Source organism: Nocardia acididurans (assembly GCF_016741815.1).
GTDB classification, from domain to species: Bacteria; Actinomycetota; Actinomycetes; order Mycobacteriales; family Mycobacteriaceae; genus Nocardia; species Nocardia acididurans.
The window spans coordinates 478,800-502,145 of the sequence record NZ_JAERRJ010000007.1; the positions used below are offsets into that span (position 1 = coordinate 478,800).

At 69.3% G+C, this 23,346-nt stretch carries 18 protein-coding genes; 15 read left to right on the forward strand and 3 right to left on the reverse strand.

Translation table 11 applies throughout. From position 1 onward, the window contains the following. Positions 1-108: 108 nt before the first annotated feature. The gene (locus tag JK358_RS20670) at positions 109-1,794 is read left to right on the forward strand and encodes an FAD-dependent oxidoreductase (RefSeq protein ID WP_201949346.1); all 1,686 of its coding nucleotides are present in this window, start codon (positions 109-111) and stop codon (positions 1,792-1,794) included. Next, complete coding sequence (locus tag JK358_RS20675; RefSeq protein WP_201949347.1) at positions 1,791-3,260, forward strand: aldehyde dehydrogenase family protein; 1,470 nt, start codon at positions 1,791-1,793, stop codon at positions 3,258-3,260. The genes JK358_RS20670 and JK358_RS20675 overlap by 4 nt, the downstream gene beginning before the upstream one ends. On the opposite strand, the gene JK358_RS20680 is transcribed toward JK358_RS20675, so the two are convergent. Next, on the reverse strand, positions 3,254-3,859 hold the full coding sequence (locus JK358_RS20680) for a TetR/AcrR family transcriptional regulator (protein ID WP_201949348.1): 606 nt from the start codon (positions 3,857-3,859) through the stop codon (positions 3,254-3,256). The genes JK358_RS20675 and JK358_RS20680 overlap by 7 nt on opposite strands. Positions 3,860-3,918: 59 nt before the next feature. Then, positions 3,919-4,884, reverse strand: coding sequence for a non-homologous end-joining DNA ligase (gene ligD, locus JK358_RS20685; protein ID WP_201949349.1), 966 nt, complete (start codon positions 4,882-4,884; stop codon positions 3,919-3,921). Positions 4,885-5,030: 146 nt separating this feature from the next. Here ligD and JK358_RS20690 point away from each other — a divergent pair, with 146 nt between their 5' ends. From JK358_RS20690 to rho, 13 genes are all read left to right on the forward strand, one after another. Then, entirely contained in the window at positions 5,031-6,050 is a 1,020-nt protein-coding gene (locus JK358_RS20690) for a DNA topoisomerase IB (RefSeq protein ID WP_201949350.1), read from the forward strand. Positions 6,051-6,162: 112 nt separating this feature from the next. Next, on the forward strand, positions 6,163-6,672 hold the full coding sequence (locus JK358_RS20695; RefSeq protein WP_504739718.1) for a TerD family protein: 510 nt from the start codon (positions 6,163-6,165) through the stop codon (positions 6,670-6,672). A gap of 156 nt (positions 6,673-6,828) precedes the next feature. After that, positions 6,829-9,474, forward strand: a complete 2,646-nt coding sequence (locus JK358_RS20700; RefSeq protein ID WP_201949352.1) for an AAA family ATPase — start codon at positions 6,829-6,831, stop codon at positions 9,472-9,474. A 245-nt stretch (positions 9,475-9,719) separates the two neighbouring features. Continuing rightward, positions 9,720-12,326 (forward strand): winged helix-turn-helix domain-containing protein, encoded by a 2,607-nt coding sequence (locus JK358_RS40065; RefSeq protein ID WP_307817644.1) that lies wholly within the window; start codon positions 9,720-9,722, stop codon positions 12,324-12,326. A 282-nt stretch (positions 12,327-12,608) separates the two neighbouring features. Further along, the gene (locus JK358_RS20710; RefSeq protein WP_232851568.1) at positions 12,609-14,015 is read left to right on the forward strand and encodes a lipase family protein; all 1,407 of its coding nucleotides are present in this window, start codon (positions 12,609-12,611) and stop codon (positions 14,013-14,015) included. A gap of 95 nt (positions 14,016-14,110) precedes the next feature. Then, complete coding sequence (locus JK358_RS20715) at positions 14,111-14,893, forward strand: helix-turn-helix transcriptional regulator (RefSeq protein ID WP_201949353.1); 783 nt, start codon at positions 14,111-14,113, stop codon at positions 14,891-14,893. 85 nt (positions 14,894-14,978) lie between these two features. After that, positions 14,979-15,347, forward strand: coding sequence for a DUF3703 domain-containing protein (locus JK358_RS20720; RefSeq protein WP_201949354.1), 369 nt, complete (start codon positions 14,979-14,981; stop codon positions 15,345-15,347). A gap of 94 nt (positions 15,348-15,441) precedes the next feature. Next, positions 15,442-16,626, forward strand: coding sequence for a lipid-transfer protein (locus tag JK358_RS20725; RefSeq protein WP_201949355.1), 1,185 nt, complete (start codon positions 15,442-15,444; stop codon positions 16,624-16,626). A 4-nt stretch (positions 16,627-16,630) separates the two neighbouring features. Further along, the gene (locus JK358_RS20730) at positions 16,631-17,089 is read left to right on the forward strand and encodes a MaoC family dehydratase N-terminal domain-containing protein (RefSeq protein ID WP_201949356.1); all 459 of its coding nucleotides are present in this window, start codon (positions 16,631-16,633) and stop codon (positions 17,087-17,089) included. After that, positions 17,086-17,499 (forward strand): MaoC/PaaZ C-terminal domain-containing protein, encoded by a 414-nt coding sequence (locus JK358_RS20735; RefSeq protein ID WP_201949357.1) that lies wholly within the window; start codon positions 17,086-17,088, stop codon positions 17,497-17,499. The genes JK358_RS20730 and JK358_RS20735 overlap by 4 nt, the downstream gene beginning before the upstream one ends. A 27-nt stretch (positions 17,500-17,526) precedes the next feature. Next, entirely contained in the window at positions 17,527-18,357 is an 831-nt protein-coding gene (locus JK358_RS20740; RefSeq protein ID WP_201949358.1) for an SDR family NAD(P)-dependent oxidoreductase, read from the forward strand. Between the two features lie 93 nt (positions 18,358-18,450). Continuing rightward, positions 18,451-19,638 (forward strand): TetR/AcrR family transcriptional regulator, encoded by a 1,188-nt coding sequence (locus JK358_RS20745; RefSeq protein WP_201949359.1) that lies wholly within the window; start codon positions 18,451-18,453, stop codon positions 19,636-19,638. A gap of 240 nt (positions 19,639-19,878) precedes the next feature. Continuing rightward, entirely contained in the window at positions 19,879-21,027 is a 1,149-nt protein-coding gene (gene rho / locus JK358_RS20750) for a transcription termination factor Rho (RefSeq protein WP_201949360.1), read from the forward strand. A gap of 108 nt (positions 21,028-21,135) precedes the next feature. Here the strand turns inward: rho and katG are convergent, their stop codons facing one another. Further along, positions 21,136-23,346, reverse strand: coding sequence for a catalase/peroxidase HPI (katG, locus tag JK358_RS20755; protein WP_201949443.1), 2,211 nt, complete (start codon positions 23,344-23,346; stop codon positions 21,136-21,138).

Consider the following 23,346-nt stretch of genomic DNA (forward strand, 5'->3'; position numbering starts at 1 on the left):
CCCTTGAGACAACGGGATAAATCTGTTCCTATGGTACAAGCGGGTGTCTGGGTCAGGCAACAGTCGCCGACCGGTCCGCCCGCGGAAGGCCCGGAAGGCGCACGGCCGATGACGTTTGTGATCACCCAATCCTGTTGCGGCGACGCCGGTTGTGTGGCCGTATGCCCGGTGAACTGCATTCACCCCACACCCGGGGAAGCGGGCTTCGCCACGGCGGAGATGCTGTACATCGATCCGGCCAGTTGCATCGACTGCGGCCTGTGCGTCCTCGAATGTCCGGTCGGCGCAATAGCCTCCGAGGATCGCCTCGACGCGCACGGTGCGCGATTCCTGCGGATCAATGCCGACTACTACACCGATCATGATGTGGCGCAGGGACTGTCGCACCATCGGCCACTGCCCGTACCGCGATTCGGGCAGCCGCTGCGGGTGGCGATCGTCGGCGCCGGACCGGCGGGGCTCTACACGGCGGCCGAGTTGCTCACCTACGAAGTGGCGCGGGTCGACGTATTCGATCGGCTTCCCACCCCGCACGGGCTGTTGCGCGCGGGCGTCGCACCGGATCACCCGCTCACCAAATCCGCCGACTCCGCGTTCTCCGCCCTCACCACACATCCCCGATTCCGGTATCTGCTGAATATCGAAGTGGGGACGCATCTTTCGCATCAGGAACTACTGCGGCGGTACGACGCCGTGGTGTACGCGGTGGGCGCACCCGAGAGCAGACGGCTCGGCATCCCCGGCGAAGAGAGCACGCTCGCCGCGACCGACTTCGCCGCCTGGTACAACGGCCATCCCGAGTACGCGGGGCTCGAGGTCGATCTCTCGGGTCGATGCGCGGTCGTCATCGGCAACGGCAATGTGGCCTTGGACGTGGCACGCATACTGCTCACCGATCCGGATCGGCTCGCGGCCACCGAGATCGCCGATCACGCGCTGCATCGATTACGGGACAGCCGGATAGAACAGGTGGAGGTGCTCGGGCGGCGCGAGATCGCGCAGGCGGCCTTCACCATCGGCGAGTTCCTGGCGATGGGCGAGCTGCCCGGCGTGGAGGTCGTCCTCGATCCCGCGGAGCTGGCACTCGATGAACCGACCCGGGCCGCCGAGGCGGCGGGGATCCTCGACAGCACCGTCGCCACCCGGCTGCGCGTGGCACGGGAGTTCGCGGCGCGACCGGTCGGCGGCGGCCGCAAGCGGCTGGTGTTCCGGTTCCTGGTCACACCGCTGGCCGTGACGCGCGCCTGCGGTGTCACCACCCTCTCGCTGGCGCGAAACACGGTGCGGGTCACGGATGGACAGGCGCGGATCGCTGTCACCGACGATATCCGAACGCTCGACGCCGGGCTGGTGGTGCGCGCGGTCGGCAGCCGCGGCCGCGCCGTCCCCGGCGTTCCGTTCGACTCCGCACGCGGCGGCATTCCGAATCACCACGGCCGAGTACTGGACCGGCCCGGCGGAGATCCGCTGCGCGGCGTCTACGTGACAGGCTGGGCCGAGCGCGGAGCGCGCGGCGGCATCGGCCTGAATCGGCACTGCGCCATCGAGACCGCGACCGCGCTGCTGACCGATTTCATCCGCGGCGCGCTGGCCATCCCGCGACTGTCCCCCTCGGATCTGCCGGAACTGGCCGCACGCCGCGGGGCGGAGGTGATCGACAGCGCCGGATGGCAGCGCATCGATACCGCGGAGCAGAACGCCGGCGCGTGCGCCGGGCGGCCGCGCGTGAAACTCGTCGACCCGGCCGACCTGCGCGCGGCGGCGCGCCCCAGCGAAAGCGAGACGAACCCATGAGCACCTCCTCGACCGCGCAGGCACTCACGCTCGCGGAAATCCTGTCCCGGCAACGTCTCTCGTTCCTGGCCGACGGCATCCCCGACGCGGCGGTGCGCCGAGATCGGCTCGATCGGTTGGCCGCCCTGCTGGCCGAGAACGTCGACGAGATCGCGGACGCGCTGCACGCCGACTACGGCTCGCGCCCCCGCTTCTGGACGGTCGCGGGCGAGGTGGGTTTCTGTGTCGCGCAGGCGGCGTACGTGAAATCCCAGCTGTCGCGGTGGATGCGGCCGCGCGGCACGGGCCTGTCCCGAATTCCCGGAATGGCGCAGCAGATTCGGACCGATCCGCGCGGCGTGGCGGGCATCATCGGGCCCTGGAATTTTCCGGTCATGCTCACCATGTCCCCCGCGATCGACGCGCTGGCGGCGGGCAATCGGGTGATGATCCGGCCGTCCTCGGTCACCGCCGGTGTCACCGGCACGCTGGCGCGGCTCGCGCCCCGCTATTTTCCGGTGGCGGAGCTGGCGATCATCTCCCCCGCGCACGGCCGCGGATCCGATTTCTCCGCACTGCGTTTCGACAGTCTGTTCTTCACCGGATCCCCGGAGGTGGGGGCGTCGGTCGCGCGCGATGCGGCGGCCAATCTGGTGCCGGTGACGCTGGAGCTCGGCGGCAAGAATCCGGTCGTGGTCGACCGGGCGGCCGACCCGCGCGCCGCCGCCCGCGCCGTGGCCCGCTGGCGGCTGGGGCACAGCGGGCAGATCTGCCTCTCGCCCGACTACGTGTTCGTCCCCGAGGATATGGCGGACGCGTTCGTCGAGCAGGTGCTGGCGACCTGGCGGTCGGATCTCGCGGCGGGCATCGTGGACAATCCGGAATACACCGCGATCATCAACGACGCCAACTACTCTCGCATCCTCGGTCTGATCGACGACGCGGTCGCCCAGGGGGCCGTGAAGTACGAGGCGGTGCCCGAGTTCGAGAAGCTCCCGGACCCGCTGACCCGCAAGATCGCACCGACCGTGCTGACCGGCGTCACCGCTTCCATGGCCGTCGCCACCACGGAGGTCTTCGGTCCTGTGCTCACCGTGCATCGCTATCACGATCTGACGCAGGCGATCACCCATATCGCGAGCAACGAACTGCCGCTGACCCTCTACTGGTACGGCCCGCGCAACGACAGATTCGACCGGGTGGTGAACGAAACCCGCAGCGGCTCGGTCAATGTCAATGCGTTCATGGCGAATCTGGCCTTCAATACGCCGTTCGGCGGCGTGGGCCGCAGTGGGATGGGCGCTTACCACGGGCATGCCGGATTTCTGACCTTCTCCCAGCAGCGCACCATCGCCGCGCAGCCGGCGTCCGCCCTGTCCACGGCCTTGATGTCACCGAAATACGCTGGGCTGCTGAACTATTCGGTGCGCATGAGCGCCGCCGCACTGACCCGCTACGGTCGGCGACTGGCCCCGCCGCCTCAGTGAACCAGCGGCGCGAGATACCGCTGCGCGAATCCGCGCGCCGATTCCGGATCGAGAATGTCCACCCGGGTGGAGTGGATCTGCAGCAGCGAGCCCACCACCCGCACCATGACCTCCGACACCGTCTCCAATTCCTGTTGCGGCAGCACCGATCCCGCGTGCCGCAGCGTGCCCGCCACCAGCAGCACCGCGTCGTCGAACAGCCGCTGCTCGGTGCCCGCCATCAGATCGATCAGCGTGCCCAGGATCTCGACCTCGGTCGTGAACCAGCGGCGCAGCAGCGGATCTCCGCCGAGCTGCCGCGAGGCCTCCACGAAGGCCTCCACCACCGCGGCCTGTGGTTCGTGGCCTCGCGTCACCGCGGCGAGTCGCGCGCCCAGCTGTTCGAACACCCCGCGCGCCACCCCGAGCAGCAACTCCTCCTTGCTCCGGAAGCGCCGATACAGCGTGCTGCGGCTGACTCCGGCGCGGCGGGCCACCTCGTCCATATTCGCCCGGCGCACCCCCACCTCGGTGAATTCCTGTGTCGCGGCGGCGAGGATCGCGTCCTCCTGCTCCTCGGGCGTAGCGGTACTGCGCAACTGTCGACGCGAAGAGGTCACCACCATCAATCCATTCAACCGCACCCGCGGCCGGTCCTCACAGCACACGCACGAGGCGCTCAGCCGCGGCTTTCCTCGTCCTGATCCAGGTCGACCGGGTCGCGGGCGGCCCATTCCAGGAGCGGGTCGATCTCGAATACCGCGTCGTCGATACCGGCGTGCAGATCGCCCAGTTCGGCGTAGCGGGCGGGGACGGTGGCCATGGTGAAGTCGCGTGGGTCGATGTCGGGAATCTCGCTCCAGCGGACCGGGGTGGAGACGGTGGCCTCGGGGACGCCGCGCACCGAGTACGCCGCCGCGATGGTGTGATCGCGGGCGTTCTGGTTGTAGTCGACGAACAGGTGGCCCGGGTCGCGGTCCTTGCGCCACCAGGCCGTCGTCACCTCGGTGGGGGCTCGGCGTTCCACCTCACGCGCGAAAGCCAGTGCGGCCCTGCGCACCTCCTGGAAACCGTGCGTCGGGTCGATCCGGACGTAGATGTGCAGACCCTTGCCGCCGGAGGTTTTCGGCCAGCCGACCGCGCCCAGTTCGTCGAGCACCTCGTGCACGACGCCGGCCACCCGCTGCACCCGCGACCAGGGGCAGTCGGGCATGGGGTCGAGGTCGATCCGCCATTCGTCGGGAAGTTCGGTGTCGGCGCGGCGAGAGTTCCAGGGATGGAATTCGACCGTGGACATCTGCACCGCCCAGAGGACGTCGGCGAGCTTCTGCACGCACAGCTCGTCGGCCGTACGCCCGTAGCGCGGGAAGTAGAGCTGCACGGTCGGAATCCAGTCCGGAGCACCGTGGGGGATGCGCTTCTGGTGCACCTTGCCGCCGGGCAGGCCCTTCGGGAACCGGTGCAGCATGCACGGCCGCTCGCGCAGCGCGTTCACGATCCCGTCCCCGACGCTCAGGTAGTACTGCGCGAGATCGAGTTTCGTCGCGCCCGTTTCCGGGAAGTAGACGCGATCCGGGTTCGAGACGCGGACAGTGTGCTCGCCGACCTTCAGTTCCACGGCCGGTGAGGCCGACTTACTGGTCACCCGTTCGACGGTACCGGGAAACCGACCCGACGGTGTGCATTCCCGCCACCCCGGTTGATCACTCCGAGATCGGCTATTGCGGCTGTACAGCCGCACACGGCGGCACCGCCGCGGCCCGAGAAAGACCGCAGAAGGGACGAGGGACCATGCGACTGCGGCGAAGCATCATTCACGGCCCCGGATTCACCCGCAGGCGACGCGGGCGCGGATTCTCGTATGCCACCACCGAAGGTTCTCCACTGGCCGACGACGACGCGCTGAAACGTATTCGGGCACTCGCCATTCCACCCGCCTGGCGCGAAGTATGGATATGCCCGCACGCCAACGGGCATATCCAGGCGATCGGGGTCGACAATGCGGGCCGTCGGCAATACCTGTATCACGACCGGTGGCGCAGGGAACGCGATGAGGAGAAATTCGACCGGGTGCTCGAACTGGCCGCGCTGCTCCCGGGTATGCGCGAACAACTGCGGGCCGATCTCGCCCTGCGCGGAGCGGTCCCACACCGGGTGCTGGCGGTGGCGATCACCCTGCTCGATTCGGGTGAATTCCGGTTCGGCGGTGAGGAATACGCCGAGGCGAACGACACCCACGGCGTCGCCACGCTGCTGTGCGAGCACGCGCGGGCATCGGGCTCCGACATCACCTTCGACCACACCGCCAAGGGCGGTATCCGGCACCGCGCCACCCTTCGAGATGATCTGCTCGCCACGGCGATTCGGGCCCTGCGCCACCATCGCCCGGCCTCCGCGCGATTACTCGTCTGCCGTGACGGCGCGACCGAGCACGAAATCCACGCGGACGCGGTCAATTCCCGCTTCCGCGAACTGACCGGAGCAGAATTCAGCGTCAAGGATCTGCACACCTGGCAGGCGACGGTGCTGGCCGCCGCCGATTTCGCCACCCGCGAGCGGCCCGATTCGGCACGCCGGCGCGCCGCGGTGATCAGGCAGGTGATGACGAATGTCGCCGAGGTCCTGGGCAATACGCCGGTCGTCGTCCGCGACTCCTATGTCGATCCACGCGTGGTGCGCGCCTATGAGAACGGCGCCACCATCGCTTCTGTTCTCCGACGCCGGGATTCGGCGGATGAGCGGCGAAACAGGGTGGATCGCGCGGTAATCCGGCTGCTGCGCCGGTCGGGTGCGCAGGGAAACGGAGTTTAGAGTGAGGGAAATGACGGCTGGTGATGGTGCGGAGTTTCTGCGTGGTCGCCCGAGGAACGGAAACTGTGTGGATATCCCGCTGTGTGCCGCTGATGGGACCGGGTTCGATTGCGTGAGTATGGGTTTGGGGTGGGATGCGGTTCGGCGGAGCGCGTTCGGATCGGCACGCCGCGATATCGATCTGAATGCCAGCGCGCTGTTGTTCAGCGGATTCTCGCTGGTGGATGTGGTGTATCACGAGCAGCTGATTTCGCAGGACGGGTCGGTGCGCCACCACGGGGACAGCGTGACCGGTGAGGGGGTGGGCGATATCGAGGTGATCACCGTCGATCTCACCCGGCTCTCGCCGGCTGTCACCTCGGTGTTCCTCCTCGTCACCAGCTACAGCGGCCAGAGCTTCACCGCGGTCGGCAATGCCTTCTGCCGGCTCGTGGACGCCGGATCCGGCGCGGAGATCGTGCGCTACGAACTGAGCGAGCGGCCCAGCACCGGCCTGGTCATGGGCGCGCTGCATCGCAACGACATCGTCTGGCGGTTCCACGAGATCGCCACCGACATCGCCGCCCAGCATCCGGTGGAGGCGGTCGGGGGTCTCACCGACTATCTGCGCGGCTCTCCCTGAACCGTAGGCCCCTCACGGCGGCGCGGATCCCTCGCCCGATACGATCCACAGCTTGTTGGACATTACCGTTCAGCATTGGCGGCGGCGGTCTCCGGAATACTCTCTGATACGAGACCGGCCCGCATCGATCGTTCGAGAAGGGAACGTTCCTCTCCGATGCCGCAGCGCGCAGTGTCCACACCACGCCTCTACGGGCGTACTCAGGAGCGCGACATCTTGGACCGGGTGCTGGAACAAACCCGCGGCGGGCACGGATCGGCGCTCGTGCTGATCGGAGAATCGGGGATCGGGAAGACGACCCTGCTGCGCTACGCGGTGGCCCGGGCCGCGGATTTCCGGGTGCTGGACTGCCGCGGCGTGCCGAGCGAAACCGAACTGGCCTTCGCCGGCCTGCACGAACTGCTCTGGCCGGTGCTCGATCGCATCGAGGACCTGCCCGCCACCCAGGCGGCGGTGCTGCGCGGCGCGCTGGGCCTGGGCGAGCACACCGACGACCGGCTGCTCATCGGCGTCGCGGTGCTGACCCTGCTCTCGGAACTGGCCGACGAGAAACCGGTGCTGGTGGTGATCGACGACCTGCATCTGCTCGACGAACCCAGCCGGAACTGCCTGCGATTCGTGTCGCGGCGGATCACCGAGGAACCCATCGCCATGCTCATCGCGGCCCACCCCGGCACCCTCAACCCGAGCGGCGAGCAGACGCCGCGACTGCCGGTCGGCGGGCTCGACGCCACCAGCGCCGCCCAGCTCGTCACCGCCCACAATCCGGAAATGAGTTCGGCGCGAACGAAACGCCTGATCGAGCTCACCGGCGGAAACCCGCTCGCCCTCCTGGAATTGGGGCGCGGCGCGAGCACCCTGCTCGGCCTCACCGCCGACCGCCATCTCGCCCTCGGCCCACGGCTGCGCGCCTCGTTCGACACCCGGCTGCGCGCCCTGCCGGGCGATGAACGCACCGTCGCCCTGATCGCGGCCGCCGCCGACGGCACGGACGTCGACACCGTGCACAGCGCCGCGATCCTGCTCGGGATCACCGGCGAAAGCTGGTCGGCCGCAGTGAATTCCGACCTGCTGCGGGTCTCCGACGGCCGAATCACGGTGGATCACCCGCTGATTCGCGCGGCGGTGTACGACACCGCCGATCCCGAGCAGCGGCGAGCCGTCCACGCCGCCCTCGCACAGGTCTACGCCGAGCGCGATCCGGACCGGCACGACTGGCATCTCGCGGCCACCGCCGCCCAGCCGGACGAGTCCATCGCCACCACCCTCGACACCGCGGCCGAGCGCGCCTGGTCCCGCGGCGGCGCACTGTCCGCCGCACAGCTCTATCGCCGGGCGGCGGCGCTGTCACCGGATTCGACGGCCGCCGCGAGCCGGCTGGCGCGGGCCGCCCGCGCGGCGTGGGACGGCGGTGATATCGAGTCGGCCCGGGAACTGCTGGCGGTCGCCGACGAGCGCGTCGGCCCCGAGGCGACCGGCGCCGCGGCCGGCGGCCTGGCCGGTCTGCTCCAACTGGGACTGGGCAATCCGGAGCACGCCCGCCGAATGCTGCTGCGGGACGCGGAAACCGCCGAACCACGCTTCCGCGACGAACTGCGGCATCTGGCCCTGCGGGCCGCCTGGGCCATCGGCGAACCGCTCACCCTGGCCATGCTCGCCGACATCGCCGGTCGCACGGCCGACAGCGGAACCCGGCTGCCGCCCCATCGGCTGCCGGTGACCGAGGTCGCGATCGCCCTCGGCGACGAACCGCACGCGCTGCGGTTGTACCGGGAGAGCATCGAGCGCATGCGCACCGAAGGACCGATCAGTTGGCTCGGCTACTCGCTGGCCCAGCAGGCCATCCTGCAGCTCATGACCGGACGCTGGGATTTCGCCATCGCCGACTCGAAGGAAGCGCTGCGCCTGTCCGAGGATTTCGGCGGCGCGCAGACCAATGCCTACTGCTACAACACCATGGGATTCATCGCCGCCCTGCGCGGCGACGAGAAGACCGCGACCGAACTGACCGCCCGAGCCCTGGACTACTCCCTGCCGCGCCGGGCCTACCAGGTCACCGCGACCGCACACTGGTGCCGCGGGCTCGCCGCGCTCGGCGCCGGCCGGCCGGAGGACGCCTTCGGCTGGCTGGACCCCATCGCCACCCCCGGCCACGAGGCCCATCAACCCACCCTCGCGGTGCTCAGCGCGGCCGACGCGGCGGAGGCCGCGGTCCGGCTCGGCCGCCTCGACCGGGCTCGCGCATACCTCGACCTGCTCACCGCGCACGCCGAACTCACCCGCGCCCCCTGGGCATCGGGTGACGCGGCGCGGGTACGCGCCCAGCTGTCGACCGACGCGGAGGCCGAGTCGCTGTTCACTCAGGCCCTGGCCACCATGCCCACCACGCGCGCGTTCACCTATGCCCGCATCCGGTTGCTGTACGGCGAATCGCTGCGTCGGGCCCGCCATCGGCGCGCGGCCCTGGAGCAACTTCGCCTGGCGCACAGCGCATTCGAGCGCTTCGGCGCACGAGCGTGGGCCGAGCGCGCGGCCCGGGAGATCGTCATGGCCGGTGACCGCACGATCGCGGCCGCCGCCCCGCCGGACGCCGATACCGCCGCCCTGCTCACCGCGCAGGAGTTGCAGGTGGCCCGGCTGGCCGCCACCGGTCTGACCAATCGGGAGATCGCGGCACGATTGCTGATCAGCCCGCGCACGGTCGGGCACCATCTGTCGCGCATTTTCGCGAAGCTGGGCCTCGCGGGCCGGGAAGACCTGGCGAACATCGATTTCGAGAACGGCTTCCGGTTGGCACCCTGAGCCGGGCAGCGCCTGCGCACCAGCGCGGATCCAATGACCATCAGGTGAACAGCGGCTATCGCCGGCATAACGAACCCGAGGTCGGGCGGCTATCGTCCGCCTGCCGCCCGTGTGAAGAACGTCATGGTCCACCCGCCCGAAATTGAGGTTGCAGTAAAGTCGCTGGTGGCGGTTGTGAAGTGTCGATACCCGAGCCGGAGGATTCGGTGACCACCTCACAACGAACTTCGATTTGTCCGCGATCGGTGCTGCAGCGTTCCGCTCCGTGCCGTCCGCCCCTGCTCACCTGCGACCCCCTGCCCCGGTCCGAACTCTTCGACCGGCTGGAAACCGTTGTGCCACAGCACGGTGCGCACATCGTGGTCTGCCAGGCCCCGGCCGGAACCGGCAAGACCGTGCTCGTGCAGGACTGGATCGAACGACGGCTGCGCGCGAACGTGCCCGCGACCACCTTCGCCTGGCTCACCGTCACCGAAGCGCTCGATCGGGATCCCGGTCGCCTCCCCGTCGTCGCCGCCGCACTGTGCGAGGCGCTCGGCACCCCGCCGCCGCCCGATCTCAGCACGCCGGTGAACTATGCCGCGTATCTGGTCGAGGCGCTCACCGGCCGCGTCACCCCCACCGTGCTCGTGCTGGACGACGTCCACCTCATCACCGACTCCTTCCTGCTGGCCGGTCTCGAATACCTGGTCCGGCACGCGCCGCACACCGTGACCATCGTGCTGTCGGGCCGGCATCGCCCGCCGCTGCGCTGGCACGCCCTCGACCTCGAGGGGCGGCTGACCCGGATCGGCACGGCCGACCTGGCGCTCACCAGATCCCAAGCGGCGCAACTGTTCCGCCAGCACGGGCGGGCCCTCACCGAGCCCGAACTGGACACCGTCCTGGAGATCACCCAGGGGTGGACGGCCATGGTCCGCCTCGGTGCGCTCCTGATGAGCCGCGACGCGCAGGACAGCGATGCCGGGCTGGCGCTGCTGGCGCGGCCCGCTCCGGGCGTGGCCGACTTCATCGTGGGTGAGCTACTGCACCCACTGCCCGACCACATCGTCGAATTCCTGCTCCGCACAAGCATTCCCGACGCTTTCACCGAGGCCCTCGCCGACGAACTGGTGGGCGCGCGCACCCGCGAGACGCTGGATGAACTGCAGCACAGAGGTTTCCCCTTCACCCGCCGTTCGGAGGGCGGTGAGCTCTGGTTCGTCTATCACCCGCTGGTGCTGGCCTACCTGCGCTCCCGGGCGCAGGCGCACGACGAACTGCCGCAGTTGCGGCGGCGGACCGCGCGGTGGCTCTGCGACGCCGGGCATCCGCTGGCCGCGCTCCCGCATCTGCTGGACCTGATCGACCGGGATCCACTGCGAAAGTTCGTGTGCGACAACGGACTCGGGCTGGTGTTCGACGGCGCGGGTCCGCAGCTGCTCGGTGCGATCGACCGCGCCGGTTCCGGGCTCGCCGACGATCCGTTCGTCTGGCGGCTGCGCGCGGTCGACGCGCTCACCCGCGGCGAGGACCGGGAGGCGCTGGCCTACCTCGATCTGATCCGGTCGCAACCGGCCTCGATCCCCTCGCTCGCGCCGCAGTCCTGGCTCGACGCCATGAAGTTCGCCGTGACCATCGACGCGGTGCTCAACTCCGGCGCGAGCATCGACGATCTCGACACCGAACTCCCCGCGACCGGCAACCTCGACATCGACTGCTACCTCGCCGTCCAGACCGCGAGCGCCATGCTGCTGCGCGGCCGGATCGAACGCGGTGAGGCGCTGCTGCGCTCGGGCATCACCCTCGCCGAACGAACCGGCCGGCATCGCCTGGTCCTGGGCGCGCTGACCCGGCTCACCGTATCGGCGATCTACGCGGGCGCGATCACCACCGCACGCACCCGGGCCGAGAACGCCGTCGAGTACGCGCGCGAACACGATCTGCACGATGCCGCCGACGTCCCGCGCATGCGGCTGGCCATCGCGCTGACCCGCTACGCCCAGGGCGAGGACATCGACACCGCGGGCGTCGCCGAGATCCTGGCGCAGTGGCACGCGTCGGAGCGATCCGGGATGCCGGTCGCCGGACTACCCACCCTGGTCGCCTGCCACTACCTGCTCAGCCGCCGCGACGCGCCCGACCTGTTCGACGCGGTCCATCGCCTGCGCGCGAACCTGATGCAGCTGCTGGCCTGCGATCCGCTGCCGGCGGGCAGTCAGGGCGTAGTGCTGCCCGGCGCCCTCCGGTCGCTGCTGCAACTGCGTGAGATCCAACCGGCGCGGGAACTGCTGGACCGGGCGCGCACGGCGCTCGGCGACACCCCCGAGGTGATTCTGGGCCAGGCCATGCTCGCCGCCACCGAGCAGAAGCCGCGATCGGTGCGGGCGCTGCTGGAACCGCTGCTGCTGCGCGGGTCCGGGCGGATCTACCCGCCGACCGAGGTGTGCGCCTGGCTGCGGTACACCAGCGCCCTGCATCGGCTCGGCCTGCCGTCGAAGGCCGCGCAGGCGCTGGAGACCGCACTGCGGATCGCCGAGCGCGACACGCTGATCTCGCCGTGGCTCGATGTGCCCGAGGCGATCGAGCTGCTGGATATCTACGCCGGGCGATTCGGCCGCCTCGACGCCTTCGCCGACCGGCTGCGCCATCATCCGGCGGCGGTCCGGCACGGTGCGCTGCCGCCGCTCACGGCCTCGGAAACGACTGTGCTGAAACATCTTCCGTCGGGACGCACGACCGGGCAGATCGCGGCGGACCTGGGCGTGTCCATCAATACGGTCAAGACCCACCTGCGCGGCATCTACACCAAGCTGGATGCGAACACCCGGGTACACGCGGTGGAGCGGGCACGGCTGGTCGGCCTGCTGTAGAGCCTTCTCGCGGGAGAGACGAACCGCCTCCGGCGGCGGTTGTGCTGGAAGGGGTTGAAGTACGGTCCTTCTCCCCCGCGGGCTCCGGGCGATCTGTGGGGACATCGACCGGCACAGCCATCCTGGCGTCGTCGCGGCGACGCCACCAGGACATGACCTATACGGCGACCTATACCGCGCGTCGACAGGGGGGTGACCGCGCGCACATTCATGACGTACTGTCTTCACCGATACAAACTGAGACCGTTAGGTCTCACACAGTTGTGTGGAGAGAGTAGGTCGATGAGGACCAGGACATTCGCGGCCCGGATGACGCGGTGGTGCGTCGTGCCGATCAGCGCGCTCACGGCAGTCATGGCACTGGCGACCCCGGCGGGTGCCGAACCGGACGCGCCGGCCACCCCGGCGATCGAGGCGGTGCGGGTGGTGCCGCTGCCGCCGGAACTGGATCCCGGCTTCTACAATCCGCCCGCCGAGGTGGTCGCGGCCACCGCGCCGGGCGCGGTCATCAAGGCGCGGCAGGTGAATGTCGCCAACTTCGGCATCATTCCGCTGAACGTGGACGCCTGGCAGGTGTCCTACCGCTCCAACGACAGCCGGGACGAGCCGATCGCGGCCGTGGCGACGCTCATCAAACCGCGTGGCACGGCGGCGAATCCGCGCAAGCTGCTGTCGGTGCAGATCGCCGAGGACTCCACCCAGGGCTACTGCAGCCCCTCCTATGCGCTGCAACATCTTTCGGTGTCGACCTTCGTGGGCCAGATCGTCGCGCCCGCCGAATTCCTGTTCGCGCAGGCGGCCCTGCAGCGTGGCGAGGCGGTCGTGATCCCCGATCATCAGGGGCCGAACTCCGCGTACGCGGCCGGTCCGCTGGGCGGGCGCATCACCCTGGACGGCATTCGCGCCGCGACCTCGTTCGCGCCGCTCGAGGTGGGCGCCGACTCGCCGGTCGCCATGTACGGCTACTCGGGCGGTTCCATGCCGACCATGCACGCGGCCGAACTGCACAAAACCTATGCGCCGGAACTGAATATCGTCGGCGCGGCGTCCGGCGGCACGGGCGCGGACCTCGGCGCGGCCCTGCTCATGGCCAACAACCAGGCCACCTCCGGACTGGTCTTCGGCGCGGTGACCGGCCTCGCCCGCGAGTACCCGGAATTCGATGCCCTGCTGGATCAGAAGCTCAATCCGCTCGGCCAGGTCCTGCGCGCGGTGAAAGCCCCACTCTGCGTGCAGTATCAGACGGCGCTGCTGCCGTTCCTGAATATCACCGGCCTGATCAACAGTCCGGACCCGTTGCGCGAACCGGCGGTTCAGGCCATGCTCGAGGACACCCGCCTGGGTAAGACCCTGCCCGATATGCCGCTGTTCATCTGGCACTCGCAGTGGGACGAGATCCTCCCGCTGGCCGCGGCCAACCAGATGGTCGACACCTACTGCAAGGATCCCGCCGCCCAGGTCACCTACACCCGTGACGGCGCGAGCGAGCACGTCGTCGCCGAGGTGGTCGGCGGACCCGCCGCCCTCATGTGGCTCTTCGACCGCCTCGACGGCGTCGCCGCGCCGCAGGGCTGCTCCACCACCGATATGCCCACCATGCTCGGCACCCCGGGCGAGCTCGACATGATCGCGAAGACCCTCGGCGAGACCGTCGCCTCCTTCTTCGGCAAGCCGATCGGCGCGGCCTGACCCGCCGACCTCCTCGTCACCACCGAACCCCAGCCGCAATCCGGTTGGGGTTCGGTCGTTTCCGGGGTATGCCGCGGCCCGGCTAGACTCGCGCGATGGGCGCCGACGACACGAACGCCGGTGCGCAAGCCTCCACCGCGGCCGGTCCCGAGTGGTCGGGCACCGCGCTGCTGCGACCGGGACTGCTGCTGCTCGACGTCGACATCGGCACGGCCGCACCGCATTCCCATCACACCGTGCAGATCATGGTGGCCCGCGACGGCGAGTTCGTCCTGGCCGACGCCTCCGGGCGGTCGATGCGCACGCACGCGGCCGTCGTTCCGCCCGATCGGGTGCACGCCATACCCGAGAGCCGCGCCCGCGGGCTGATCATCCACGTCGATCCGGAATCGGCCGACGGACGGCGTCTGATCGACCTGGTCGAGGCCGCCGATGCGGTCGGTGCCTGGTGCCGTGCGGGCGCGGGCGTCGCCGAGAGCCCGGAGTGGTTCCGCGACGGGGAATTCCGACCGGCACTCGTCACCGGGTCCGCCCGCCCGCATCATCCAGCCGTGGCCCGGGCGCTCGCTGTACTCGGCGAGCGCGCCGCGCGTGGGCCGGTCCGGCTCGCCGACCTGGCTCGCGAGGTGCATCTGTCGGAAAGCCGGTTGGCACACCTGTTCACCAGCGAGATGGGGTTGCCGCTGCGGCCCTATGTGCGCTGGGTGCGGCTGCTGCGCGCGGTGGAGCTCGTCGCGGCCGGGCACACGTTCACCGCGGCCGCGCACGGCGCCGGTTTCAGCGACAGCGCTCATCTGAACCGGGTGTGCCGCAGCATGTTCGGTTCGGCGCCATCCCAATTCGATGGCATTCGGTGGCTCGACGAGCAGGATTCGTAGCGCAGCAGGTTTGTTCAAGGCGGATGCGGCCAGGTGGGGCGATGCTGATCGCGACACAGTCGACCGACCGCCGGAGGTGCCGATCATGGCCGCCATGCCATCCCATATCCGAACCGCTTTCGAGTCCGAATTACACAGGGCACGAACAACTTCCGACCTCGACGAGATGTGGCGCGCGCTGGAGCGCGCGCACATCCTGTCGCAGCGGTGGCCGTGGCCGCACACCCGCGCCCACTGGCACATGTTCAGCCTCGCGCTGCGTACCCGGGACCGCCGCGAAGCCCTCGGACAGGCGGTGCGCCTGTCGGGAGCGGGGCTGGCTTCGTCGCTGGGGCGGGTGCCGATCGGCAATACCGGGCGCGCCACGGTGGGAATCATGACGCCCATGCCCATTCCGGATGATCTCGCGCGCATCCTGGGCGAGCCGGCGCCGGGCGGAGTCACTCGAGGCTAGGTACAAGTGAACTTCCGATAGGTGGTCATTGACACGAACAGCGTCTGATGCTTCATTAAGTGAACCTCCGATAGCCATCTTCAGGAGTTGAGCCATGACAGCAAGGACGCTCGTCGCGGGTGTGGGAATGATCCCGTTCACCACCCCGCGCACCTCCGGGACCTATGACGTGATGGGCGAACGCGCGGTGCGCGCGGCGCTCGACGATGCGGGCCTGGACTACACCCGCATCCAGCAGGCGTATGTGGGCTGGGTGTACGGCGATTCGACCTCCGGGCAGGCGGCGCTGTACCGGGTCGGCACCACCGGGATCCCCGTCGTCAACGTCAACAACAACTGTTCGACCGGATCGTCGGCGCTGTTCCTGGCCCGCCAGGCCATCGAGCACGGCGTCGCCGATGTGGTGCTGGCGCTGGACTTCGAGCAGATGCAGCGCGGCGCGCTGGCGCTGGCCTTCACTGATCGGCCGACGCCCATGGACAGCTTCGGGCAGGTCGTCGCGCGGGTGCAGGAGCCCAGCGACGCACCGTTCGCCGCACAGTATTTCGGCGGCGCGGGCCGCGAGTACGCGCAGCGGTACGGGATGGATCCGGCGGTCTTCGCACAGATCGCGGTGAAGGCCCGCCGGCACGCGGCCAACAATCCGTACGCCGTGTTCCGCGATCCGGTGACCGTCGAGGAGGTGCTCGGCTCGCCGCACATCTACGGCCCGCTCACCCGGCTGCAGTGCTGCCCGCCCACCTGCGGCGCGGCCGCGGCGGTGCTGGTGAGCGAGGAGTACGCGCGGGCGCACGGCCTGAAAACCGATGTGGCCGTCGCCGCGCAGGCCATGACCACCGATTCGGCGGCCACCTTCAGCGGCGATTCCATGGTGCGGATCGTGGGCTACGACATGGCCCGCACTGCGGCGCTGCGGGTGTACGAACAGGCGGGCGTCGGCCCCGAGGACATCCGGGTCGTGGAGTTGCACGACTGCTTCACCACCAACGAACTGCTCACCTACGAGGCGCTGGGGCTCACAGCCGAGGGGACCGCGGAGAAGTTCATCGCCGACGGGGACAACACCTACGGCGGGCGGGTGGTCACCAATCCGTCGGGCGGGCTGCTGTCCAAGGGGCATCCGCTGGGCGCGACCGGGCTGGCGCAGTGCGCGGAACTGGTGTGGCAGTTGCGCGGACAGGCCGGGGATCGGCAGGTGCAGGGCGTGAATCTGGCGCTGCAGCACAATATCGGGCTCGGCGGCGCGGCCGTGGTGACCCTCTACGAGAAGGTGGGCTGAGGCAATGTCGTTGGACCCCACCATCATCGGGACCGAGACGCCGCCGGTGCGGCTCACCGTCGACGCCGGACGGCTGCGGTTCTTCGCCAAGGCCATCGGTGAGACGAATCCGATCTTCACCGATGAGAAGGCCGCGAAAGCCGCTGGGCACGACCGGCTTCCGGTGCCGCCGACCTTCCTGTTCGCCATCGAGCTGGAGCAGCCGGACTCGTTCGCCTGGCTGGCGAAGCTGGGCGTGGATCTGCGCCGGATCCTGCACGGCGAACAGCGGTTCACCTATCACTCGGTGGCGCACGCCGGTGACACGGTGATCGCCCGCTCGCGGATCAGCGACGTCTACAGCCGCAAGGGGGGCGCGCTGGAGTTCCTGGTCAAGGACACCGCCGTCACCCGCGAGGACGGCAGCGCGGTCGCCGACCTGACCTCGGTCATCGTCATCCGCCGGATCGGAGGCGGGGAATGAGCACCGGCACAGGAGAATTCACGGTCGGATCCACGCTGCCGCCGCTGGCGGCCGGACGGATCACCCGCACCACGCTGGCCCTGTTCGCCGGGGCGTCGGGCGATCACAATCCGATGCACATCGATATCGACTTCGCCCGCTCGGCCGGGCTCGGTGACGTGTTCGCGCACGGCATGCTGTCGATGGCGTTCCTCGGGCGGCTGCTCACCGATTGGTTCGCGCCCGAGGCGATCCTGTCCTACGGGGTGCGCTTCGGGGCCATCACGCCGGTGCTGGCCGAACCCACCGCCACCGCGACGGTTGCCGCCATCGAGGAGGTGGACGGGGAGCGCCGCGCCACCCTCGAGCTGGCCGTCACCCTGCCCGACGGCACCGTCACCCTCACCGGCTCGGCCGTCGTCGCGCTGTAACCCTTTACCGGACAAGGATATTCACCCATGGGAAATCTGGACAACAAGGTCGCCGTCGTCACCGGATCGGGGCGCGGCATCGGCCGGGAGATCGCGCTCAAGTTCGCCGCGCAGGGCGCGCGGGTCGTGGTCAACGATCTGGACGCCGACCCGGCCAAGGAGACCGTCGCCGCCATCGAGGCGCTCGGCGGGCGGGCGGTCGCGGTGCCGGGCAGCGTCACCGACGGCGATTTCGCGCAGCGGTTCATCGGCACGGCCGTGGACGCGTTCGGCGGGCTCGACATCATCGTCAACAATGCGGGCTACACCTGGGATTCGGTAATCCAGAAGATGACCGACGAACAATGGGACGCCATCCTCGACGTGCACCTCAAGGCCCCGTTCCAGATCCTGCGCGCCGCCCAGCCGGTGATCGCGGGACTGGTCAAGCAGGCCAGGGAGGCGGGTGCGGCGGTGCCCTGCCGCAAGGTCGTGAACATCTCCTCCATGGCGGGCACGGGCGGCAATGCGGGACAGGCGAACTACTCCGCGGCCAAGGCGGGCGCGCTCGGGCTGACCCGCGCGCTCGCCAAGGAGTGGGGCCGCTACAACGTGACCGTGAACGCGGTCGCGTTCGGGCTCATCAAGACCCGGCTCACCGCCGCGCCCGCCGACGGATCCAGCACGATCGACATCCAGGGCCGGGAGCTGAAGGTGGGCGTCAATCCCGACCTGCTCGCGGCCATGGAACATATGATCCCGCTGGGCCGTGCGGGCACACCGGCCGAAGCGGCGGGCGCCGTATACCTGCTGTGCACACCGGAATCCGACTATGTCAGCGGGCAGACGCTCATCTGCGGCGGCGGATTCACCATCTGAGATCCGGCGGGCGACGGCACGGTCGCACCGGCGTGCACGGATCGGCCGGATGCTCGCTGTAGCCTGTCGCGAGACGATCATGAGGAGGTGCGGGTGACCGCGAGCCGGACCCGGCGGCCGGAGCGCCCGGCTCGCGGCACCCGCCCCGCCAACCGCCGCGAGCTGATCATCGCGGCGGCGACCGAACTCTATCTGCGCGACGGGTACGCGGCGGTGGCGATGAAGGATGTCGCCGACGCCGTCGCCATCGGGCCCTCCGCACTGTACCGGCACTTCTCCGGTAAGCAGGATCTGCTGTATGCCGTTGTCGCCGAGGCACTCCGGACCGTGGAAGCGGTGCTCGACGAACTGCTCGCCGACCCCGCGGCGGATCCGGCCGACGCCCTCGCGGCCACCATGCTGGCACATCGCGGGGTCGGGGTGATCTGGCGTTCCGAATCCCGGCACCTGGGCCGGGACGCGCGCACCGAACTGCGCCGGCAGCTGCGCGGAATCGTCGCGCGGCTCACCGAGATTCAGCGACTCCGGCGGCCCGAGCTGGATCCGGCGCAGGCCGAATACCTGGCCTGGTGCCTGCTGGCCGTCACCACCAGCGTCTCCTACCATCACCTCGAGCTCCCGGCGGACCGCTTCCTCCGGCTCATCGCCGATCTCTCCCGCGCCGCAACCGCCGTCGCCCTGCCGCCGCTGAGCCCGGCCGCCCGCCACGAACCCGCGCCCGCCTGGTCTCCCAACCGCCGCGAGGCCATCCTGCGCGCCGCCACCCGTCTGTTCGCCCGCGACGGCTTCACCAGCGTCGGCATCGAGGACATCGGGGCGGCCGTCGGCATCGCGGGTCCCAGCGTCTACAACCACTTCTCCAGCAAATCCGACATCCTCACCGCCGCCATGCTGCGCGGCAACGACCTGCTGCGCGCCGATATGATCCGCCGCCTCGACCGCGCCCGCGACGCCGCCGACGCGGCGGACAGCCTCATCACCAGCTACTGCGCCTTCGCCATGGACTACCCCGATCTCATCCGTCTGCTCGTCTCCGAGATCGACCAGCTCCCCCCGGACGACCGCCATGACTCCCGCGTCGCCCAGCACGCCTACATCGACGAATGGTCCCAGCTGCTGCGTGAACTCCATCCCGCCTGGGACCCGACCGAAACCCGCATCCGCGTCCACGCGGCCCTCACGGTGGTCAACGACACCGCCGCCACCGCGCACCTGCGCGCCCTCGAGAACATCGGCACGGCGGCCGTCGCCGTCTGCCGGGCCCTGCTGCGCACCCGCTGAGCACGCGGTATGTCCGCTGACCTGTGACGCCGATCATGAGGATTGCGCGAATCTCGGAGGTGGCGTACCGTCGGATTGTCGCAATCTCGCGGACGTAGGTCGACCGTAGTCCCTCCCCCGAGATTTCTTCCCTCCCGAGTTCGGAACCCGCCGGTGCAGCAGTGCTCCCGTGCCTGTCCACTCGGAATCTCCCGCGGCTCAGCCGCTTTCCTCAACTCTGCGTTCCGAAGGAGCACCCTCATGACAACACTGGAGCCGACACCGGCCCTCGAAACCATCGAAACCCTGGTTCCCGCAACGGGAATCCTCGACCTCAGCGGTCAGAACGCCGCCCTGCGCCGGGACGGATACCTGCCCGGCCCCGGCGACATCCATGTTCCGAACCGCCTGATCCGTGAACACGGCCTGCGCCGCGGCGATCTGGTCGCCGGGCTCGCGCAGCCGAATACCAAGGGCGGCAAGCTTATTCCGCTCGTCCGCGTGGACACCGTGAACGGGCTGCCGCCTGCCGAGATCAAGTTCCGCCCGCGGTTCACCGAGCTGACGCCCATCCACCCGAAGGAGCGCCTGCGGCTGGAGACCACGTCCGGCAAGCTCACCACCCGCGTCACCGACCTGATCATGCCCATCGGCAAGGGGCAGCGCGCCCTTGTCGTGGCCCCGCCCAAGGCGGGCAAAACCTCTGTGCTGCAGGCGATCGCGCACGGTATCGCCGCCAATCATCCTGAAGCGCACCTCATGCTCGTGCTGGTCGGCGAGCGCCCGGAAGAGGTCACCGACCTGTCCCGTGGCGTCCCCGCCGAGGTGATCGCCGCAACCTTCGACGACTCCCCCGCCCAGCAGACCGTACTCGCCGAACTGGCCGTCGAACGCGCCCAGCGCCTCGCCGAACAGGGCCGCGATGTCGTGATCCTGCTGGATTCCCTGACCCGCCTGGCTCGCGCCTACAACCTCACCGGCCACACCTCGGGCCGAATCCTCTCCGGCGGAATGGATTCCGCCGCGCTGCTGCCCCCGAAGAAATTCCTCGGCACGGCCCGCAACTTCGAGGAGGGCGGCTCGGTCACCATCATCGCCACCGCCCTGGTCGAAACCGGCTCGCTCGCGGACACTCTCATCTTCGAGGAGTACAAGGGCACCGGCAACGCCGAACTCAAGCTCGACCGCACGCTGGCGAGCCGGCAGCTGTTCCCCGCCGTCGATATCGCCCGATCCTCCACTCGCCGTGACGAATTGCTGTTCCACCCGGCCGAACGCCAGGCGGTCGACACGCTGCGCCGCACCCTGGCCGAACTCGACGACCAGCGCGCACTCGACCTGCTGCTCGACGGATTGCGCCGCACCGGCAGCAATGCCGAGTTCCTGGCCAACATCATGCGCGGTAGGTGACAGCGACCGAGCCCCCACCCGGCGCGGGGCCGGATGGGGGCTCGTCAGCGACCGGAGGCCGGAAGTTGTTCAGCCTCGGTATTTTTCAGTCAGCGCGGTGCGTTCCGCTCAGCGCAGGTCGAAGCGATCGTTCTCGACGACCTTGACCCAGGCCGCGACGAAGTCGTTCACGAACTTGGCCTGGTTGTCGTCCTGGGCGTAGACCTCGGCGATGGCGCGCAGCACCGAGTGCGAGCCGAAGACGAGGTCGTTGGCGGTGGCGGTGTACTTGCGCTCGCCGGTGGCGCGGTCGACGCCGTCGAAGACGTTCTCCGCGGACTCCGACGCCTTCCACTCCGTCGTCATGTCGAGCAGGTTGACGAAGAAGTCGGTGGTCAAAGTGCCTGGGCGATCGGTGAATACGCCGTGCTCGGAGCCGCCGTAGTTGGCCCCCAGCACCCGCAGGCCGCCGACGAGGACGGTCAGCTCGGGGGCCGTCACGTCGAGCATGTAGGCGCGGTCCAGCAGCAGGCGCTCGAGCGGGGTCTTCTCACCGGGGCGCACGTAGTTGCGGAAGCCGTCGGCGCGCGGTTCGAGCACCGCGAACGACTCCACATCGGTGTTCTCCTGCGTGGCGTCGGTACGACCGGGCGCGAACGGCACGGTGACCTGGTGGCCCGCGTCCGCGGCCGCCTTCTCGATGGCCGCGGAACCGGCCAGGATGATCAGGTCGGCGAGCGAGACCTTCTTGCCGCCGGCCGCGTTGAACTCCTGCTGGATCTGCTCCAATACCGGCAGCACCTTGGCCAGTTCGGCGGGTTCGTTGAGGTCCCAGCTCTTCTGCGGCTCGAGCCGGATGCGCGCGCCGTTCGCGCCACCGCGCATATCGGTGCTGCGGTAGCTGGCCGCCGAGGCCCACGCGGTCTTGACCAGCTGCGCCACCGACAGCCCGGATTCGAGCACCTTGGCCTTGAGCGCCGCGATGTCCTGCTCGCCGATGAGTTCGCCCTCGACGGCGGGAACCGGATCCTGCCACAGCTGCGGCTCCGGGATCCACGGGCCGAGGTAGCGGCTGATCGGGCCCATATCGCGGTGCAGCAGCTTGTACCAGGCCTTGGCGAACGCCTCGGCCAGCTCCTCCGGATGCTCCAGCCAGCGGCTGGTGATGGCCCGGTAGGCCGGATCCTCGCGCAGCGACAGGTCGGTGGTGAGCATGGTGGGCTTGCGCGCCGGGCCGCCGAACGGATCCGGAATGGTGGCCTCGCTGTCCTTGGCCACCCACTGCCAGGCCCCGGCCGGGCTCTTGGTCAGCTCGTACTCGAAGCCGTACAGGTTCTGCAGGAAACCGTTGCCCCACTTGGTCGGAGTGGAGGTCCACACCACCTCGAGACCGGAGGTGATGGCGTCCTTGCCCTTGCCGGTGCCGAACGAGCTCTTCCAGCCCAGGCCCTGCTGTTCGATGGGGGCGGCCTCGGGTTCGGGGCCGACCAGGCCGGCGTCACCGGCGCCGTGGGTCTTGCCGAAGCTGTGGCCGCCGACGATCAGCGCGGCTGTCTCCTCGTCGTTCATGGCCATGCGGCCGAACGTCTCGCGGATGTCGTGCGCGGCGGCGACCGGATCCGGCTGCCCGTTGGGGCCTTCCGGGTTCACGTAGATCAGGCCCATCTGGACCGCGCCGAGCGGGTTGGCCAGATCGCGCTTGCCGCTGTAGCGCTCATCGCCCAGCCAGGTGCCCTCGGGACCCCAGTAGACCTCCTCGGCCTCCCAGATGTCGGGGCGGCCGAAGGCGAAGCCGAAAGTCTTGAAGCCCATGGATTCCAGCGCCACGTTGCCGGCGAACACCAGCAGGTCGGCCCAGGACAGCTTGTTGCCGTACTTCTGCTTGACCGGCCACAGCAGGCGGCGGGCCTTGTCCAGGTTGCCGTTGTCGGGCCAGCTGTTGAGCGGGGCGAAGCGCTGTGCGCCCTGACCGCCGCCGCCGCGTCCGTCGAAGGTCCGGTAGGTGCCGGCCGCGTGCCAGCTCAGCCGGATGAACAGGCCGCCGTAGTTGCCGTAGTCGGCGGGCCACCAGTCCTTGGAGTCGGTGAGGACCGCCGCGACGTCGGCCTTCACGGCCTCGACATCGAGCTTGGCGAATTCCTTTGCGTAGTCGAAGTTCTCGCCGAGCGGGTTGGATTTGGACGAGTGCGCGTGCAGTACCGAGACGTCGATCTGCTCCGGCCACCAGTCCTTGTTGGTGAACGGAGCGTGCGCCTTGGGAGTCGGCGAGGGGATCGCCGGGTTCTCACTCTCGCTGGTGCTGCGGCTGTCGGTCACGACATTCCTTCCTGAATATGTAAT

Coding starts and splice junctions, on each gene's coding strand:
- JK358_RS20700 (WP_201949352.1), top strand. CDS start 6,829: ATGCCGCAGCGCGCAGTGTCCACACCACGCCTCTACGGGCGTACTCAG.
- JK358_RS20730 (WP_201949356.1), top strand. CDS start 16,631: ATGTCGTTGGACCCCACCATCATCGGGACCGAGACGCCGCCGGTGCGG.
- JK358_RS20740 (WP_201949358.1), top strand. CDS start 17,527: ATGGGAAATCTGGACAACAAGGTCGCCGTCGTCACCGGATCGGGGCGC.
- JK358_RS20725 (WP_201949355.1), top strand. CDS start 15,442: ATGACAGCAAGGACGCTCGTCGCGGGTGTGGGAATGATCCCGTTCACC.
- JK358_RS20670 (WP_201949346.1), top strand. CDS start 109: ATGACGTTTGTGATCACCCAATCCTGTTGCGGCGACGCCGGTTGTGTG.
- JK358_RS20720 (WP_201949354.1), top strand. CDS start 14,979: ATGGCCGCCATGCCATCCCATATCCGAACCGCTTTCGAGTCCGAATTA.
- JK358_RS20690 (WP_201949350.1), top strand. CDS start 5,031: ATGCGACTGCGGCGAAGCATCATTCACGGCCCCGGATTCACCCGCAGG.
- JK358_RS20710 (WP_232851568.1), top strand. CDS start 12,609: ATGAGGACCAGGACATTCGCGGCCCGGATGACGCGGTGGTGCGTCGTG.
- JK358_RS20675 (WP_201949347.1), top strand. CDS start 1,791: ATGAGCACCTCCTCGACCGCGCAGGCACTCACGCTCGCGGAAATCCTG.
- JK358_RS20735 (WP_201949357.1), top strand. CDS start 17,086: ATGAGCACCGGCACAGGAGAATTCACGGTCGGATCCACGCTGCCGCCG.
- rho (WP_201949360.1), top strand. CDS start 19,879: ATGACAACACTGGAGCCGACACCGGCCCTCGAAACCATCGAAACCCTG.
- JK358_RS20715 (WP_201949353.1), top strand. CDS start 14,111: ATGGGCGCCGACGACACGAACGCCGGTGCGCAAGCCTCCACCGCGGCC.